Source organism: Streptomyces sp. NPDC055239 (assembly GCF_053606205.1).
On sequence record NZ_JBSGRD010000005.1, the window covers coordinates 401726 to 418291 of the forward strand.

Below are 16566 nucleotides of genomic sequence, written 5' to 3' on the forward strand. Positions count from 1 at the left end.
GTGGACGTCACGCATGCCCGCTCTCTGCGGGACTCCGCACAACCGTTCTGGCCGCCACGACGCCTTGAGGGCGCATATGCATGACGACCATGACAACGGAGGGCAACGGCAGGGACCGGCCACGCGGGCACGCCGTGAGGCCGCGTCCGTTCTCGGCCGACTCGGACATGCCGAGCCCGGCCGGTCGGGCAGACAGGAGCACGCCGAAGCGGTCCTCGTCATCGACAGCCATGTGACGATGAAGGTGTGGGAGCAGGCGGTCGACGACCTGGTCGACGAGCTGAACCGCGAAGGGGACTTCGCGCGCGTACGCGTACTGCGCCTGAACGGCACCGACGAGACCGACCCCACCCGCCTGAGGCCGGAGGAACCGCTCGGCGGCGCCGGTGACATACGCCGCGTGATCCTCGTACTGACCGACGGACTCGCGGCCGGATGGCGGTCGGGCGCGGTCATGCCGCTGCTGCGCGCCTGGGGGCGCGGCGGCCCGGTCGCCGTGGTGCACGTACTCCCGCAACAGCTGTGGTTCCGTACGGGCCTCGACGTCCGGCGGGTGCGGCTGCGTGCCGCCCACGCCTGGGCGGCCAACAGCGAACTCGACTGGGAGCCGCGCGAGGCCCCGGTGGAGTCGCACGACCCGGACGAGCCCGAGGTCGAAGGCGACGCGGTCCTCGTACCGGTCCTCGCGCTGACCAACCGCTGGGCCGAGGCCTGGACCCAGCTCGTCATGGGACCCGAGCCGCGCTGGCTCGAGATGTCCGCCATCCGGGCGCGGGAGTGGAAGCGCAGGCCCGACGCGGCGCGCGCCCTGCCCTGGACGGACGGCGTCCCCGACCCGAGCAGTACGGTGCCCGCGTCGGAGCGCGTGTCGGACTTCCGCGCCGGTGCGTCGCCCACGGCTTTCACCCTGGCGACGCGTCTGTCCGCCGTGCCCCTGAGCCTCCCCCTCATCCGCAAGGTCCTTCGGACCACACCGGGAGCGGGTCCGGTGCACGCGTCGGAACTCCTGATGAGCGGCCTCGTCCGGCCCAGTGGGACAGGGGGCGACGGCGTGACGGACGTGGCGTTCTCCTTCGCTCCCGACATCCGCGAAGAGCTGCTCGCCCTGGGCCGCCGCAGCGACACGGCACGGATCCTGCACGACGTACGCGCGTTATTGGCGGGGGACGGAACAGGAGCCCCCTCGCCGCTGCCCTCCCCCGCCGAACCACTGGACACCCTGGCCATGCCCCGGGTGAACAGCCGCAACATCGGCTTCCTCCGCGTGGAACTCGCCGCGCTGAGGGCACTCTCCGGACGTTTCATGCAGCGCGCCGCCCTGCTCGCGGGGGTACTCGGCTGGCACGATCGTCGATACGCAGTCAGCCTGGCGAAAAGCGGTGGAACCTCCGTCCCCCAGCACGCCCTTGAAGGAGCATCAGCGATGTCGACTACGCCTCAGCAAACGGTGGAGGGGGACCGCACATCACAGCCGCGTGTCTGGGGAAACCTGCCGCCGAGGAACCCCAATTTCACCGGCCGCACGGAGCTCCTCGAACTCCTCGGCGAGCGTCTGGGCGAAGGCACGACCACGGTCCTGCCCGAGGCGATCCACGGCATGGGCGGCGTGGGCAAGACCCAGCTGGCCATCGAGTACGCGTACCGGCACCAGAGCGAGTACGACATCGTCTGGTGGATCCCCTCCGAGCGGCCGGGCCAGATCGGTCAGGCCCTGGTGGAACTGGCCGGGCGCCTGGGCCTGGAGACCAGCACCGAGGCGAACATCGCGGGCCCCGCGGTGCGTGAGGCACTGCGCGAGGGCCGCCCCTTCTCGCGCTGGCTGCTGATCTTCGACAACGCCGACAACCCCGAGCAGGTACGCCACTACTTCCCCACCGGAGGCAACGGCACGATCCTGGTGACCTCCCGCAACCGGCGGTGGGGTCTGGTCGGCGGCTCGCTCGAGGTGGACGTCTTCACCCGCGAGGAGAGCAAGGAGCTCCTGCGCCACTCCGGGCCGCCCCTCCAGGAGGAGGAGGCCGACCGGCTCGCCGAGGCCCTTGGAGACCTGCCGCTCGCCCTCGAACAGGCAGCCGCGTGGCGTGCGGAGACCGGCATGCCCGCATCCGAGTATCTGCGCCTCTTCGAGAACAAGCGCACCGAACTCCTGGAGACGTCCCCGCCCCCGGACTACCAGCTGCCGGTCGCCGCCGCCTGGAACGTCTCGCTCGACCACCTGGAGACCCGCAGCCCCTCGGCCCTGCGCCTGCTGCAGCTCTGCTCGTACTTCGCTCCTGACCCGATCTCGCGGTCCATCTTCTCCGGCCTCGGGAACAGCAGCATCTTCCCCGAGCTCGACGCGACGCTGAACGACCCGATGCGGCTCGCGCGCGCCATAAGGGAGGTCAACCGCTACTCCCTGGCGCGCATCGACCACCGTACGAACTCCATCGAGATGCACCGCCTCGTCCAGCTCGTCCTGAACAACCGCATGACGCCCGAGGAGCAGTCCCGCATGCGTCACGGCGCACACACCCTGCTTGCCGCCGCGGACCCGAAGGCGCCCACCACGGCGGCGAACTGGCCGCGCTATGCCGAGCTCTACGGCCACGTCATCGCCTCCGACGCCATCAAGTCGGACCAGCCCTGGGTGCGTCAGCTCGTCATGAACGTCGCCCGGTACCTCTACCACTGGGGCGACCACGAGGTGTCGCTCGACTTCTCCGAACAGGCCTGGGAGACGTGGCAGAGCGTCTTCGGCCCGGAGGACCAGCAGACGCTGCTCATGGGCCAGTGGCTCTGCTACATCTACTGGGTCCTCGGCCGGCACGGCGAAGCCGTCGAACTGGTGGCCAAGCTCAAGGAGATCTACGAGCGCACGGCGCCCGCAGGACGCGAGGACGTCCGCGAGGACGCGCTGGCCGCGATCGGCCTGGAAGCCGCGGTGCGCCGCGTCGAGGGCGAATTCGCGCTCGGAGCGCAGCTGGACGCGACGGTCTACGAGCGGGCGCGCAGGGCGTTCGGCGAGGAGGACCCCACGACGCTCGACGCCGCCCACAACCTCGGCACGAGCCTGCGCCTCGTCGGAGACTTCCGCCAGGCCCTCGAACTCGACGAGAGCACCCTCGCGCTGCGTCTGCGCGTCCTCGGCCAGGACCACGCGCGGACCCTGATGACGGAGAACAACGTCGCCATCGACGTACGCGAGAGGGGCGACTACGTAGGCGCCCGCGCCCGCCAGCAGGCCGTCCTCGACGCCTACCGCGACGTGTTCGGCAGCGGCAACCCCTCGACCATCCACACCATGCGCCAGCTCAGCGAGGCCGCCCGCAAGGCCGGCGACCACGCGCAGTCCCTGGAACTCGCCACGGAGGCGTACTCGAAGTTCTCCCGCCGGTACGGCGACACCCACCCCTCGTCGCTGTCCGCCGCCCTGACCCTGTCGGTGGCCCTGCGCCAGAACGGCGACCTGAACGCGGCACGCGAGCGCGGCATCAAGGCCTGCCAGGAGTACCGCAACATCTTCTCCCCGCAGCACCCGCATGTCCTGTCCGCGGACGTCGACCTCGCCGTCACCCTGCGCCTTCTGGGTCAGCCCGCCGAGGCGAAGCGCCTCGACGAGGCCGCGCTCGCCTCGCTGACCGAACGCCTGGGCGAGGCCCACCCCATCGTCCTGGCCACCGCCATCAACCTGGCAAGCGACCTGGCCGCCCTCGGCGACCACCACGCGGCCCACGAGCTCGGGCGGCGGACGTTGGAGCACTGCCGCACCACCTTCGGCGACGACCACCCCACCACGCTCGCGTGCGCGGGGAACCTCGCGATGGACCTGATCGAGCTGGGCGAGGAGACCGAGGGCGCCGCGCTGCGCGCCGACACCCTGGCCCGCATGGAACGCGTACTCGACGCTCCGCGGCTCCTCGTGGAGCCCGGCTCACCGCACCCGGCCACGCTCCAGGCCAAGGCGGGCCAGCGGGCCAACTGCGACATCGACCCGGTGCCGCTGTAGCCGACGGGCGGGTCAGCCGCCGGGCCTCCGCGCGCCACGCGCCACCCACTCCGCGAGCAGCACCGGATCAGCGCCATGCCCCGTCACGTTCTCCAGCGCGCGCTGCACCGCACACGCCCGCTCCGGGAAGCTCCGCAACAGCCGGGATGCGCCCTGGTGGGCCTCGTCACCGGCGAGGGCCCGCCCAAGCCCGGCCCACGCACCGGGCGGCGCCCCCTTGCCCGAAAGCCGCGCGACGAAGGCGTCCCGCGCCCCGGCGCGGTCGTCGAGCGCCAACAGGACGTCGGCGTCCTCGGCTCCCTCGGCGTCCCGCGCGTCCTGGCCGGCGCCGGTGAGCCGGTACCGGGTCAGGACGGCCTCGGTGTCCAGGAAACGGGCCTCGGAGTCGGGTACGAGGACGGGCTCAGCGGCAAGACCGGGCGCGGGTCGGTCGTCCCCGCGCCGCCAGGCCCGCACCGCGTCGTCCACCGCGGTGGCGGGCGGCCGCAGATGGTGGGCGCGCCAGCGTGCCCGGTGTCCGGCCGTCGCCTCCCGGGCAAGACACAGCTCCTCGTCCGGCACAGCCTCGTCGAGCCACGCGGCGCAGGACTCGCGCAGGGTGTCGAGGAGGCGCAGGCCCAAGGGCGTCAGCCGCTCGTGCGTACGCACCACGTTCAGCGTCGACCACACCTGCGTGCGCCACAGCGCGAACTCGAAGTGCGCGAGTGGAGCGTGCGCGGCGTCGGCGGAGTTCCGGTGGGCGCGCCAGAAGCGGGCGACTCCGGCGAAGGCGTAGATCCCTTGCAGCAGGCCGCCGAGCGGGCGCGGATCGTCGCGCCACGGTGCGCGGAACAGCTCTTCGGAGCCGGAGCCGGAGCCAGGGGCGGGGGTGGAGCCGGAGCCGGGGGCGGAATCGCTCACGTTCAGGGGGCGCAGCCGCATCAGGCTGCCCAGTTTGATGTGCTGGAACTCGTGCACCAGCGTGGCGGCGAGCTGTGCGGCGTCGTCCGGCCGCGAGGCCATGACACCTCCGAAGGCGTCGCCCGCGGTCACGCTGTGCGGCCGGAACCTCTCCCTCGCGGGGGTGGGGGTCACCGACATGAGCCCGGCGCGCATCGCCTCGGCACTCTCCGGGTCGTCGCGCAGCAGGATCTCCCACGCTTCGGTGAGCATGACCTGCCACGCCTGTGCGTCCGCCGCGGACAGGAGCAGGGGATCGCTGGGGCGCGGGAACGTCCGGTAGGGATCCAGCTCCTCCAGCGCGAGGCGCAGGTGCGGACGCGTCGTCCCCAGGGTGACCCGCCGCACGGCATGCCATCCGGGCGCGCTGTGCTCGCCCCCCGGCCCGACAAGGACCGTGCCGTGTTCCCCGGTGATCCGCGCCCGGCCGTCCCGCGCCTCGACGCGCGCGGTGCTCCACGGCTCCCTCGCCCCGAGCTCCGCGCAGCCCAGCGTCGGCAGGAACGCCATGCCCCGGCTCACCGGCACGGCGATCGAGAAGTCGAGACCGGCCCGCACTCCCGCCGACGCGGCGAGCGCCGACACATGCCCCGCCACCACCCACAGGGGCGTGTCCTCGAAGGAGGTGCCCCTGAGCCGACGCAGCGCGAGGGACAGCCACATCCCCGTGTTCGGTGACATCAGTACGTCGTCGAAGACATCCGGGGCCGTCCGCTGGACGCGCTCAAGGAGGGACCAGGCCTCTCGGTACGAGATTGCTGCTCCGACCTGCGGGGGCGCGCCGTTCCTGGGAAGGCCGTCGTGCAGCGCCCGCAGCAACAGCATGCGGCGGCTGCGCTCGGCGGCGAGGAGCTCCTCCATCACCGCCCGGCCGCCTTCACCCCGCGCCAGGTCGTGGAAACCGGCGATCGACAGCTGGTGGAGCGGCAGTGCCACCGCCCCCGTGGGTCTACCCGCCATGGGCCGGCCGCCACGGCGCCGCGGCCGTCCCGTCAGTCGAAACGGGACGGCCCTCCGTATGTGTTCGTGATGGCCTGGGCATCATCGATGTGATCAAGCAGGGGCTCGAGCGACCCCTCGATGGCACTGCTGTCCATGGAAAGCAGCGCTTCAAGAGAAACCCCCGAGAGATCTACGAGATCGGACTCGACGGCAGGCATCGATCGCTCCACGGCTGCCAAGTCCCCTCCCCCGATTCCGTGCATGCGCAGTCCCTTTCCCTCTCATGATGACCCAGCACGGCACGCTTCGAAACCCCGCATCGAACCCGTGCCCGACATCAAGTCAGCAGTATCGATCGGCCAGTTGAGCCGCTTCACGGTCCACGCCGGCCACTTGCGCCGACTGCCCCTCCAGGAGCCGCACGGTCTCCAGGAGCTGATCGAGTGTGCCTCTGTAGCGCAGACACGTGCGCACGATGCCGTAGATGTCCATCCTCAGCCGGGTGTCCCTCGGCCGGTTCGCGGCGATCTCCGCGTCGATGCTGTCGAGCACCAGGCCCAGGCCGTTCGGTTCTCGCAGGGACGGTATCTCCACCAACGCGTCGACGAGCCCCATGAGTTCACGCAAGGGCAGGTCAGCGGGGAGAGCGGCCAGGCTCGCGGGGGCCGGAGTGCCCTTCGGGCCCACCGCGGAACCGAGCCCTCCGCGCTCGGGAAGACCCGCGTCCTTGCTCAGACGCGCGAGGTCGGCCCGGGACAGTACGTCGTACCAGTGCTCCACCCTGCGGGCCGCGAGCCGGCCGAGGCCGTCCGAGCGGTGGTGGGCGCTGATCACCCCGACGACGGCACCACCGGACCAGACCACCGCGCCGGACATGCCCTCCCAGGGAGAACGCCCGGGTTCGGGGTCCGCGCGCGGTGCGAGAACGGCCAGTTCGAGTGTTCCCTCGCGGCGGTTGGACAGGACGGAGACGGTCCCTGAGGCATGGCAGGAGTCGCGGTACTGGCTGGGGGCGCCGTCGTCGAGCAGGCGCATGCCGCTCTCACGCAGCTTGAAACGCGGGAAGCCCATCGCGCTGACGGGCAGCACCACATCGCTCTCGGGTACGGCCGCGTAGCGGGGCGGTTCGACACCCTCGGCGCCGGGCGGCACGGCCGTCATCTCCAGGAGCGCCACGTCCGCCGACTCGGCGAGCAGCACGACGCGTACGTCGGCGCTCCACTCCCCCGGCAGATCGGCGTCGAAGCGCACCCGCACCGACTTCACGGGGCCCATGACGACATGGGCGGCCGTCAGTACGGACCTGTCGCCCACGCGGTAGCCCGACCCGCGCCGCCCGGGATCTCCACCGGGCCTCTCCACAAGGACTTCGGCGACCCGCGCCGCCTCAAGGCCCCCCGGCGCCGACATGACGGCCGGGCTCAGCGCTCGTGTGCGGTCTGGTCACCGCTGACCCAGGGCCGCCCGTCGGAACCGCGGACGCGGGGTTCCAGGCTGAGGGTGACGCGGTGGGTGGTGGCGTGCGATTGCTGGCCGGAGGCGCCTGCCTCGACGACCCAGAAACGGATCCTGCCGTCAGCGGAACCTGACCGCTGCACGGCGAACTCCGCCTCGAGCTGTACGGGGCCCAGTTCGAAGCCCAGTTCCTCATCCTCGGCCGCTGCCATAGCGGCGGTGAGTTCCCCACGTAACTGCGCGATCATCTCGGCGAGTTCAATCACGCCGAGCCCCTACCCCCGGCGTGTCGCCGCCACACGGCGCAGGCGGTGCCACACGGCGCAGGCGGTCCGGGGAAACCGAAGGGGCCGGCCGGCACGACGGCGGCCGGCCCCTGGCAGCTTCTTAGCTGTTGCCGGCGCCGTTGCCCGCCAGAACCGGGATGTCGTTCAGGATGTGCGAGATCGGCTCGTCACCCTTGGCCTGGGTGGAGTTCTCGGTGCACTGCTGGTTCTGCGGGGCCGACAGGACCGGGATGTCCTGGACGGCGATCGGCACGAGGCCGACGAGGGAACCGACGTTCGCCTTGACCGGCAGACCGACGCAGGGCTTGTTCAGGGCGCCCTGAACAAGGGAGAGCTGGGGGCTCTGGTGACCCGCGGTGGCGGAGTTGCCGAACGCCGTGTCGGCTCCGTTGCCGCTCAGGGACGTGGTGCCCGAGTCGTCACCGATGGCCATGGCCTGGGGGGCCATTCCTGCCGAGATACCGGCGACGGAGGCGGCGATGGCCGCGGATGCCAGGAGCTTCTTCATGGTGATTCCCTTCAAGAGCGGGCTCCGTTGGCAGAGCCGCATGATGATCAACTGCCTGATGGGGCGATGGTTGCGACGGACCATCCGGTTGGCCTAGTTATCAGACGGCCGTCAACGGCATTCCAGGGTGTCTCCGCGGACGGTCGCCGGGCTGTTGTGCATCGGCGGATCGCCCATCCTGGCCTTGGACTTGCCGGGCGCCAGGGGCCGGTCCTCGCTGAGGGCGGCGAAGACCTTGTCGGCCTTGGCCCGGTCCCACTCGAGCGAGCCGTTCACCGTCATGTTGAAGCCGCCGACCGGCACCGTGGTGAACTCCATGGAAGAAGCGGGGAGCTTGCCCAGGTCCGACGCGAGCGACAGCAGCTGTCCGGTGCTGAACCCCCGGTCTACCTGCGCCGAGCCGATGAGGGACCGGCTCAGCTCTGCCGCCCTGCCCGGGTCTGCCAGGACGTTCTCCGTACGTACGCTGCGCATCGCCCCGATCAGGAAGCGCTGCTGGCGCTGGATCCGCCCGAAGTCGGCGCTGTTGTCCACGTGGCGGGAGCGGACGTACTGCAGGGCCCGGCCGCCGCCGAGGCGGTGGCTGCCGGGCGCGAGGTCGAGCTTCGTCGTCCTGTCCTTGAGGGCGCGGGGCGTGCAGACCTCTACGCCTCCGACCGTCTCGACGCTGTCCATGAAGCGCCGGAAGTCGAGCTGCAGGTACCGGTCGACGCGGACACCGGTCATCCCCTCGACCGTCTGCACGGAGAGCGCGGGGCCGCCTTCCGCATAGGCGCCGTTGATCTTCCCCGGATGTGCGGGGCGTTCCTCGCCCGTGGCCTCGTCGCGGTGCGCGGGGATCTCGGCGTAGGAGTCGCGGGGGAGGCTGACGACGCTGACGCGGTCACGTGCCTCGGAGACATGGACCAGCATGAGCGTGTCCGTGCAGTCGCAGGCGACTCCACCCGCGTGGAACTTGCGCTTCTCCTCCCGCGTGATGGTGTCGCGGCCGTCCGTGCCCATCAGGAGGATATTCGTACCGCTTCCCCCGCCCGGTCGATTCTTCATATCGCTGAAGACATCGACGCGTTGGACGGGAAGCGGCAGTGCCGCGGCGTTTCCCATTCCAGCGGCGGCGGCGATCAGAAGGACTCCCGGAATGGCGAGACGCAGCCTTCGCGCCCGCCGGGATCCGGTCGGTGAGTAGAGGTGAGTGAGCAAGCTGATCTCCGCTGCGGGGGGACCGGGACGAAGAAAAGGTAAACCGCTCGACGGCACCCCGTACGCGGGAGCTCCGCGGCGCGCACGAACAACAACTCGTTCGCCCTAAGCCGTCGGTTTCGCCGGATTCCGCAGCTGGAACAGATGCCTCGACACACGCCCGTCAATGGCGAGGGAATATGGCTGACTTCGAGCGTCGATGGAAGCGGCAGATCCTCATTCCAGTGAGCAGAACCTCTCCGGAACGCCGCGTCGAGGATCCCATCTACACGTCGCTGCAGGATTCCTGGCAGAGCCAGGGGAAGACCGTTCCGGGGCGCCCCGACCAGGAGTGGACGGCCCTCATGTCACGCGATCACTGGCCACGGGGCTGAGACAGCCGGCCGAGGTCGCGGACAACCAGGCCGCACACAACCAGACCGCACACAACAGCGGGCCGCCGGTGAACGGCGGCCCGCTGAGCGGTGCGTGGGAGATCAGCCGTTGCCTGCGCCGTTGCCCGACAGGACCGGGATGTCGGAGAGGATGTGCGACAGCGGCTCGTCACCCTTGGCCTGGGTGGAGTTCTCGACACACTGCTGGTTCTGCGGGGCCGACAGGATCGGGATGTCCTGGACCGAGATCGGCACGAGGCCGACGAGGGAGCCCACGTTCGCCTTGGCCGGCAGGCCGATGCAGGGCTTGTTGAGCGAGCCCTGGATGAGCGCCATCTGCGGGCTCATGTTGCCGTACGTGGAGGAGTTGCCGTACGCCTGCTTGGCGCCGTTGCCGCTGAGCGACGTGGTGCCGTGGTCGTCGCCGATCGCGCTCGCGGACCCAGCTGCGGCAGCCGACATGCCGACGACGGAGACGGCAACCGCAGCTGCAGCCATACCCTTCTTGATCACAACTAATTCCCTTCTGGAGAAACCCCGTTCGCCGGAGCGCTCTGATTAACTCCACGCCGACCGCTTAGTTGCTCCCATTCACTCTGATGGCCCAACGTGGGCCGGATGAGCCCCCAACCGAGTGAAGTCCCGAAACCCAAACTCGCTCCGACAGGTTGGTCAGTGGGCAGTGACTCGAGTGTCTGCCAGAAAAGGAACACGCAAAATGATGAAGAAGGCTATGGCCACGGCGGCAGTTGCCGTTTCCGTTGTCGGCATGACCGCTGCCGCGGCTGGCTCCGCCAGCGCCATCGGTGACGACCACGGCACCACCTCCCTGAGCGGCAACGGCGCCGAGCAGGCGTACGGCAACTCCTCCACGCACGGCGACATGAGCCCCCAGCTCTCCCTCGTCCAGGGCTCGCTCAACAAGCCCTGCATCGGCCTCCCGGCCAAGGCGAACGTCGGCTCCCTCGTCGGCCTCGTGCCGATCGCCGTCCAGGACATCCCGATCCTGTCGGCCCCGCAGAACCAGCAGTGCACCGAGAACTCGACGCAGGCGAAGGGCGACGAGCCGCTGTCGCACATCCTCGACGACATCCCGGTCCTGTCGGGCAACGGCCAGTCCAACGGCTGAGCCACAGGTGTGAGACCGCTCGGGCTGCCCGCCTTCCCCAAGGTCCGGCAGCCCGGGCTCCCGCATTTTCAAGTGCGGTAATTCGGGTGAATTTTCCGAATGGCGGAGATTGATGGTTTCCTCCGCCCCTTCAACTCGTTTGCAGACTGCGGGTCATGGTGCGAGACGTAAACAGAAGTGCTCGCTCGGTTTCGACTGCCAGATCGGCATGACCACAGAGAAGGGAACATCTGTGAAGCACAAGAAGAGCGCAACGATCATCGCTGGTGTCGTGATGGCCATGGGCATGGCGGCCCCCGCGTTCGCCGACGCCGGCGCCGAGGGTGCGGCTGTCGGGTCCCCGGGCGTTCTCTCCGGCAACCTCGTCCAGGTCCCGGTCCACGTTCCGGTCAACGTCTGCGGCAACACCGTGAACGTGATCGGCCTGCTGAACCCGGCGTTCGGCAACACCTGCGCCAACACCTGATAGCACCCAGCCACCAGGCTGTTTTTCATGGCCGGCCTTGGACCGTCACTTCGACACACCAAGGCCGGCTTTCCACTGCTCAGAGGAAGACAACTACATGCGACAGGCCATTGGTAAAGGGATGCTCGCGACCGCGGCCGCCGCGACAAGCATCCTCTCCCTGTCCGGCTCGACCGCGTTCGCCGTGGACGGGAACGCGGTCGCGGCGGGTTCGCCCGGCATCTTGTCGGGCAACAGCGTGCAGGCACCCGTGGAAGTCCCGCTGAACGCCTGCGGCAACAGCGCCGACGCGGTCGGCGCGGTCAACCCGGCGTTCGGCAACAACTGCGCGAACACCGGGTCCGCCCCGAAGAAGCACGCGCACGCGGAGCACGCGCACGCGGAGCACGCGAGCGCAGAGCACGCGAGTGCCCCGCAGCGAGCGGCGGCACCCAAGCACGCCGCACCCAAGCACGCGGCGCCGGAGCGGGCGCCGCAGCAGCGGGCGAGCGCCAAGGCGGACAACGGACCCGGGTACGGCGAGGACACGGACTCGCGCTCGGACTCGCGCCCCGACACGCACTCGGGCCCGAACGCCGGCACCCATGCGCTCGCCGAGGGCGACGCCCTGCAGTCGCCCGGCATCCTTGCGGGCAACAACGCGAAGGCGCCCGCAGACGTCCCGGTCAACGCCTGTGGCAACACCGTTGACGTGATCGGTCTGCTCAACCCGGCGATGGGCAACAGCTGCGCCAACGGAGCGCCCTCGGTCACGCCCCCGCAGCAGGAGACGCCTCCCTCCCACGAGACGCCTCCGACGCCTCCGCGGGCCGCCGAGCCGCCGACCGACCGCGCCGTCCCCCAGCCGAGGCAGCCCGGTCAGCCGCCGAAGCACGTCGCGTCCTCGACCGCCCGTCAGGCGCCGGTGGCCGCCCCCGCGGCGCCGCACGCCTCCGCCCGGCTCGCCGAGACCGGCAGCGACCAGGACCTCTTGGCCGCGTCGGCGGCGAGTGCCGCTCTGCTGCTCGGCGGGGGAATCCTGTACCGCCGCGGGCGCGCCTCATCCGGTCGCTAGCACTCGCTGGGACGCCCGGAAACGCCGCTGGCGGGGAAGAGACACCCAAGGGTCTCTTCCCCGCCAGAACGGTAGGGGGGCCGGCCCGCTAGGGGGTGTTGCCGACCTACGGCGAAGACGCCGACGGCTGGCGGAGGGCAACCAGGCCCGTCCCATGACACAAGAGTCCACCACCTGATCGCCGCCCGCGAAGAACCGATTCACCCGTTCGCCGACGGCGTCACCTGATCGAGTTCCGACAGCCGTGATCGCCGCTCAGTGCTTGACCGCCCCCATGGGCGTACGGCGCTCGCGCCCACCGACCGGCGCCGGAACCACGGGACTCACCGGCCGCCGCCGCAGGCTCCGTTGCACCCCTCGTACCAGCCTGCCCGCCGTGAAGGACGCCCCCTGCACGAAGCGCATGGCAGGGCCGAAGCTGGACGCCGTCACCAGGCCCGCGAGGAACAGACCGGGGTACGAGGACTCGAAGTCCCCGGAGGCGTAGGGCTCCCCGGCGGCGTTCACCGCCAGGCCGCCGCGCACGTCCGGGGCGAGCAGACCGAGGCGCGCGCTCGTGGCCCTGAACCCGGTGGCCGCGATGACGTGGTCCGTCTCAAAGTCCGGGCCGCCGCCGCTCGCGTCGCCCACGACCTCGAGCCGTACCCGGCCCGCCACGACCGACGCCGTGGCGACCTCGTGGTCGAGCAGCACCTCCACGCGTGACTCGACCCTCTCGCGCACCCACCAGGCCCCGGCCGGGCCGAGCGCCGACGCCGAGATACGGGCGCGGGTGGCCTCGGGAAGCCGCCGGAAGCCGCCGGGCACCTCCGAGTAGAACCAGTTGCGCCACCCGCAGCCGAGGCCGCTGTGCGGGGCGCGGGCGGCCTCCCGCCACGGGCGCTTGAACGCCGGGGGGACGGTGTTCCAGCTCAGCTGGGGCGACCGGGCGAGCACCCGCACGCGCGTTCCCTGCTCGGCGAGGAGCGCCGCGGTCTCCAGGGCGGCCTGGCCCCCGCCGATCACGGTGACGTCCTTGCCGCGGAAGCGGTCCAGGTCCCGGTGGTGGCTGCTGTGCGAGACGTGCTCCGTGCCGAGCCCGAGCAGCGCCGAGGGGATCTCGACGAAGGGGATCACCCCGACGGCCAGGGCCACCGTGCGGCCACGGATGGTCTGACCGTCTTCCGTGATCGCCTCGAACCCCCCGGGGCAGGCCCTGAGCGACGCCACCATCCGTTCGTCGACGTCCGGTACGGCGTGCTGCGCGAACCACAGGCCGTACGAGGCGAACGTCTCCACGGAGACCGGCTCGCCGTGCCGGGCCTCCGTGCCGCCAAGCCTGCAGTACTCGGCGAGGCCGTAGCGGCCCCGGGGGTCGGAGAGGTTCGACGCCCAGGGTTCCGACTTCAGGAACATGCCCCGCGGCATGTGGTCGCGCCAGGACGCCATGGGCCTGCCGAAGACGCGTACGTCGAGTCCGGCACCGGCGGCGTGCGACGCGATGGAGAGCCCGTAGGGCCCGGCTCCGACAACCAACAGGTCATACATCAGCAACTGCTCGCTCTCTCGTCGTGGATACGGGTGTCTTCGGCACGGCCGGAGCCGTCGGGCGCACCCTTCGTCTCAGGCGGCCCATGAGGCGCCGCGTCACATGGCGACACCAAAGGACCCACATGGCGAGGGCGGGAGCCAGGTCGTCCTGGGCGTGCCAGGCGAGCTCGCGGCGGTGTGCCGCGGTGGCGGCGGGGCCCGCCGTCAGCAGGACGCGAAGGGCAGTCAGCGGGGAGTAGTTCTCCACGACGAACCTGCGGCCCGGGAGAACGGCGGCGGCGGGCAGCGGCCGGTGTGTCATGTCCAGGTGCTGGGCGCGCACCACGTCCAGGTCGGCCCCGTCGGCGAACAGGCGGAACTGGGCGCCGGGCCGTGGGTTGAAGTCGAGCAGACAGGGTTCACCCGTCGCGGAGTCCACCCGGAAGTCGAGGTCGAAGATGCCCCGGTAGCCCAGCGTGTCGACGAGTCTGGCCACGCCGGCCCGCAGGTCCGGGTCGGGCGTCCACTCGCCCACCGCCGTCAGGCCGGCGCCGCGCGGCCAGGAGCGGTGCTTGCGGCCCGAGCCGCCGCCGCGCACGACGCCCGTCCGGTCGACGTATCCGTGGACGAACCAGTCGCGGCCCGGACCGTCGGGCAGGAAAGCCTGCAGCAGGAGGCGGCTGCCCGCCTCCTCGCTCCGCCGGTAGAGCTCCTGGGCCTCCTTCGCCGACCGCACAAGGACCGTGCTGCGCAGGTCCGTCCCGGCAGGGACCAGCCACGGGCGGCTCCACTTCGCCACCGCGGGAAGCCCCAATCGCCCTACGGCGGCGACTGCCTGGGCCGGTGATTCCGGCAGGAGCGTCAGGGGGTGGGGAATGTCGGTCGCCGCGCACAGCTGGGCCAGGGTCGCCTTGTCGGCCACCCGTTCCGCGAGCCCGCCCGCCTGGTCCGGCAGGAGATAGATGTCGGCGAGTTCTCTCTGCAGGCGCCCGATGGCGAGGGCGCCCGCGTCGTCCATCGGAATGAGAACGGAAGGACGGGCGACCCTGCGGGCGATGCGGCGCAGGACGGCGGCGATTTCCTGGAGAGACGCGCCCGGCGGGGGCGGAGGGTGCGTCTGATGAAGATAGCGGGATCTGCGCACCGGGCTCTTCGCGGAATCCGCAGCCGCTACATGTACCTCCACTCCCGCGCGGCCGAGTGACCGAACAGCTCCGAGTGTGCCGTGATGAAAGGGATTCCGGTCGATCCGCAGCAGAACCGCGGGGACCCGGGTATCAAGAGTGAGCACGGCCAAATCCTCTCAATTCGATCCCCCATGCGGGCGATGGGCACGCCCAGAGGATTAGGGGCTCGATTGGCGCAATAGAAATACATATGACTGAGTGTCAGTAGATGGAGGAGCAGCATGAGGAGCGGCCATGGCTTTGCAGAGACGCCAGAGCACCAGTAAACGGCTGGCATTCATTGCCGGCGGAATCGTCGTATCGGCAGCGCTCGCCGTAGGACCGGGCTACGCGTGGGGAGCCGGGCAGGACCCCGAGCCACCGGTCGGCCTGCCCGCACTGCCCGGACTTCCGACGGCGGTGCCCGTCCCGTCCCCCTCCGCGGCCACCCCAGTGACCCCGGCCAGTCCAGAGACCCCGGCCGCCCCGTCGGCCCCCGCCAGTCCCTCGGCCCCGGACGCCGACAAGAAGCCGGCCTTCGGCGCCTACCTCGACTACGGGCCCAAGGGCGTCGAGCGCATGGCCGAACTCAGCAAATGGCTGGGCGGCGCCGAGCTGCGCGTGGGGCACACCTACCTGCCGGGCGACCGGTGGAGCAACATCGAGGGGGCGCCGAACTTCCTGGAGAGCTGGGCGGACTGGCGGCGCGCCAAGGACGACCGGCTCTTCGTGCTCAACGTCCCGATGATGGAGCGCAACGAGGACCACGTCGGCGACACGGAGGTCCGCTCGCTGCTCCGCAGGGGCGCGGCGGGCGATTTCGACGAGCATTACCGCGCCCTCGCCGAACGGCTCGTGAAGCTCCAGGTGCCCGACACCGTCATCGTGCTCGGCTGGGAAATGAACGGCACCACGTACACCCATCGCTGTGGTCCCGACCCGGAGGCCTGGAAGAAGTACTGGAAGCGCATCATCACGACGATGCGTTCGGTGCCGGGCCAGAAGTTCAAGTTCGACTTCACGCCGAACAGGGGCCGGGACGCCATTCCCTGGACCCAGTGCTATCCGGGCGACGACGTCGTGGACATCATCGGCATGGACTCGTACGACCAGCCGACGGGAACTGATTTCGCCCGGCAGGTCAGCGAGCCGTACGGCCTGAAGCAGCACGTGGAATTCGCGAAGGAGCACGGAAAGGTGATCTCCTATCCGGAGTGGGGCCTCTTCCGCAACGGCGACAACGAGGAGTACATGCGGAAAATGCTCGCCTGGATGGACGAGCACAAACCGCTGTACAACACCGTCACCGACTACTGCCCGCACGGCGTGTGGCAGTGCGAGGACAACCCCAAGTCGTCCAAGGCCTACCGTTCCCTGCTCTTCGGCCGCAAGGACACCGAACCGACTCCGGAGCCGACGAAGCCGACCACGCCGACGACACCGCCGAACTGCACGCCGCTGAACCTGGGCGACTGGGCCGAGTACTGGATGGGCGGCAAGCTGTGCATGCGCCTTGACTGGTACAAGCGGCCCTGAGTACGAGCGGCCC

Annotated in this window: 15 protein-coding genes; 6 read left to right on the forward strand and 9 right to left on the reverse strand. The window is 70.4% G+C overall.

Features of this window, described 5'->3' with window-relative positions:
• The first annotated feature begins 76 nt into the window (after window positions 1-76).
• Window positions 77-3988, forward strand: coding sequence for an FxSxx-COOH system tetratricopeptide repeat protein (fxsT, locus tag ACWFRJ_RS20040; protein ID WP_453532147.1), 3912 nt, complete (start codon window positions 77-79; stop codon window positions 3986-3988).
• Between the two features lie 12 nt (window positions 3989-4000).
• Here the strand turns inward: fxsT and ACWFRJ_RS20045 are convergent, their stop codons facing one another.
• The 6 genes from ACWFRJ_RS20045 to ACWFRJ_RS20070 form a co-directional block, all read right to left on the reverse strand.
• Complete coding sequence (locus ACWFRJ_RS20045) at window positions 4001-5887, reverse strand: HEXXH motif domain-containing protein (protein ID WP_453532150.1); 1887 nt, start codon at window positions 5885-5887, stop codon at window positions 4001-4003.
• A 32-nt stretch (window positions 5888-5919) separates the two neighbouring features.
• Window positions 5920-6087 (reverse strand): hypothetical protein, encoded by a 168-nt coding sequence (locus ACWFRJ_RS20050; protein ID WP_453532152.1) that lies wholly within the window; start codon window positions 6085-6087, stop codon window positions 5920-5922.
• Between the two features lie 124 nt (window positions 6088-6211).
• Window positions 6212-7279 (reverse strand): effector-associated domain 2-containing protein, encoded by a 1068-nt coding sequence (locus ACWFRJ_RS20055; protein ID WP_453532155.1) that lies wholly within the window; start codon window positions 7277-7279, stop codon window positions 6212-6214.
• A gap of 11 nt (window positions 7280-7290) precedes the next feature.
• Window positions 7291-7590: a trypco2 family protein gene (locus ACWFRJ_RS20060; protein WP_453532158.1), complete on the reverse strand. Its 300-nt coding sequence runs from the start codon at window positions 7588-7590 to the stop codon at window positions 7291-7293.
• Window positions 7591-7711: 121 nt separating this feature from the next.
• Window positions 7712-8119, reverse strand: a complete 408-nt coding sequence (locus ACWFRJ_RS20065) for a rodlin (protein ID WP_453532161.1) — start codon at window positions 8117-8119, stop codon at window positions 7712-7714.
• Window positions 8120-8230: 111 nt separating this feature from the next.
• A complete protein-coding gene (locus ACWFRJ_RS20070; protein WP_453532164.1) occupies window positions 8231-9121 on the reverse strand; it encodes an LCP family protein in 891 nt (296 codons plus the stop codon).
• A gap of 422 nt (window positions 9122-9543) precedes the next feature.
• Here ACWFRJ_RS20070 and ACWFRJ_RS20075 point away from each other — a divergent pair, with 422 nt between their 5' ends.
• Window positions 9544-9693: a hypothetical protein gene (locus ACWFRJ_RS20075; RefSeq protein ID WP_453532167.1), complete on the forward strand. Its 150-nt coding sequence runs from the start codon at window positions 9544-9546 to the stop codon at window positions 9691-9693.
• A 102-nt stretch (window positions 9694-9795) separates the two neighbouring features.
• Here ACWFRJ_RS20075 and ACWFRJ_RS20080 read toward each other — a convergent pair whose 3' ends face one another.
• Window positions 9796-10206 (reverse strand): rodlin, encoded by a 411-nt coding sequence (locus ACWFRJ_RS20080; protein ID WP_453532170.1) that lies wholly within the window; start codon window positions 10204-10206, stop codon window positions 9796-9798.
• Between the two features lie 205 nt (window positions 10207-10411).
• On the opposite strand from ACWFRJ_RS20080, the gene ACWFRJ_RS20085 reads away from it, so the two are divergent.
• The 3 genes from ACWFRJ_RS20085 (at window position 10412) to ACWFRJ_RS20095 (ending at window position 12342) form a co-directional block, all read left to right on the forward strand.
• Window positions 10412-10822 (forward strand): rodlin, encoded by a 411-nt coding sequence (locus tag ACWFRJ_RS20085; RefSeq protein ID WP_453532173.1) that lies wholly within the window; start codon window positions 10412-10414, stop codon window positions 10820-10822.
• Between the two features lie 208 nt (window positions 10823-11030).
• Window positions 11031-11288: a chaplin gene (locus ACWFRJ_RS20090; protein WP_453532176.1), complete on the forward strand. Its 258-nt coding sequence runs from the start codon at window positions 11031-11033 to the stop codon at window positions 11286-11288.
• Between the two features lie 97 nt (window positions 11289-11385).
• Complete coding sequence (locus ACWFRJ_RS20095; RefSeq protein ID WP_453532179.1) at window positions 11386-12342, forward strand: chaplin; 957 nt, start codon at window positions 11386-11388, stop codon at window positions 12340-12342.
• Window positions 12343-12597: 255 nt separating this feature from the next.
• Here the strand turns inward: ACWFRJ_RS20095 and ACWFRJ_RS20100 are convergent, their stop codons facing one another.
• Both ACWFRJ_RS20100 and ACWFRJ_RS20105 read right to left on the reverse strand, forming a co-directional pair.
• The gene (locus tag ACWFRJ_RS20100) at window positions 12598-13869 is read right to left on the reverse strand and encodes an FAD-dependent oxidoreductase (protein WP_453532182.1); all 1272 of its coding nucleotides are present in this window, start codon (window positions 13867-13869) and stop codon (window positions 12598-12600) included.
• Complete coding sequence (locus ACWFRJ_RS20105) at window positions 13862-15142, reverse strand: carboxylate--amine ligase (protein WP_453532185.1); 1281 nt, start codon at window positions 15140-15142, stop codon at window positions 13862-13864. Before ACWFRJ_RS20105 ends, ACWFRJ_RS20100 begins: the two co-directional genes overlap by 8 nt.
• Before the next feature lie 130 nt (window positions 15143-15272).
• Between ACWFRJ_RS20105 and ACWFRJ_RS20110 the strand changes: the two genes are divergently transcribed.
• Window positions 15273-16553, forward strand: a complete 1281-nt coding sequence (locus tag ACWFRJ_RS20110; protein ID WP_453532188.1) for a glycosyl hydrolase — start codon at window positions 15273-15275, stop codon at window positions 16551-16553.
• The last annotated feature ends 13 nt before the right edge of the window (window positions 16554-16566 follow it).

Coding starts and splice junctions, on each gene's coding strand:
- fxsT (WP_453532147.1), top strand. CDS start 77: ATGCATGACGACCATGACAACGGAGGGCAACGGCAGGGACCGGCCACG.
- ACWFRJ_RS20045 (WP_453532150.1), bottom strand. CDS start 5,887: ATGGCGGGTAGACCCACGGGGGCGGTGGCACTGCCGCTCCACCAGCTG.
- ACWFRJ_RS20050 (WP_453532152.1), bottom strand. CDS start 6,087: ATGCCTGCCGTCGAGTCCGATCTCGTAGATCTCTCGGGGGTTTCTCTT.
- ACWFRJ_RS20055 (WP_453532155.1), bottom strand. CDS start 7,279: ATGTCGGCGCCGGGGGGCCTTGAGGCGGCGCGGGTCGCCGAAGTCCTT.
- ACWFRJ_RS20065 (WP_453532161.1), bottom strand. CDS start 8,119: ATGAAGAAGCTCCTGGCATCCGCGGCCATCGCCGCCTCCGTCGCCGGT.
- ACWFRJ_RS20070 (WP_453532164.1), bottom strand. CDS start 9,121: ATGGGCACGGACGGCCGCGACACCATCACGCGGGAGGAGAAGCGCAAG.
- ACWFRJ_RS20085 (WP_453532173.1), top strand. CDS start 10,412: ATGATGAAGAAGGCTATGGCCACGGCGGCAGTTGCCGTTTCCGTTGTC.
- ACWFRJ_RS20090 (WP_453532176.1), top strand. CDS start 11,031: ATGACCACAGAGAAGGGAACATCTGTGAAGCACAAGAAGAGCGCAACG.
- ACWFRJ_RS20095 (WP_453532179.1), top strand. CDS start 11,386: ATGCGACAGGCCATTGGTAAAGGGATGCTCGCGACCGCGGCCGCCGCG.
- ACWFRJ_RS20100 (WP_453532182.1), bottom strand. CDS start 13,869: ATGTATGACCTGTTGGTTGTCGGAGCCGGGCCCTACGGGCTCTCCATC.
- ACWFRJ_RS20110 (WP_453532188.1), top strand. CDS start 15,273: ATGGCTTTGCAGAGACGCCAGAGCACCAGTAAACGGCTGGCATTCATT.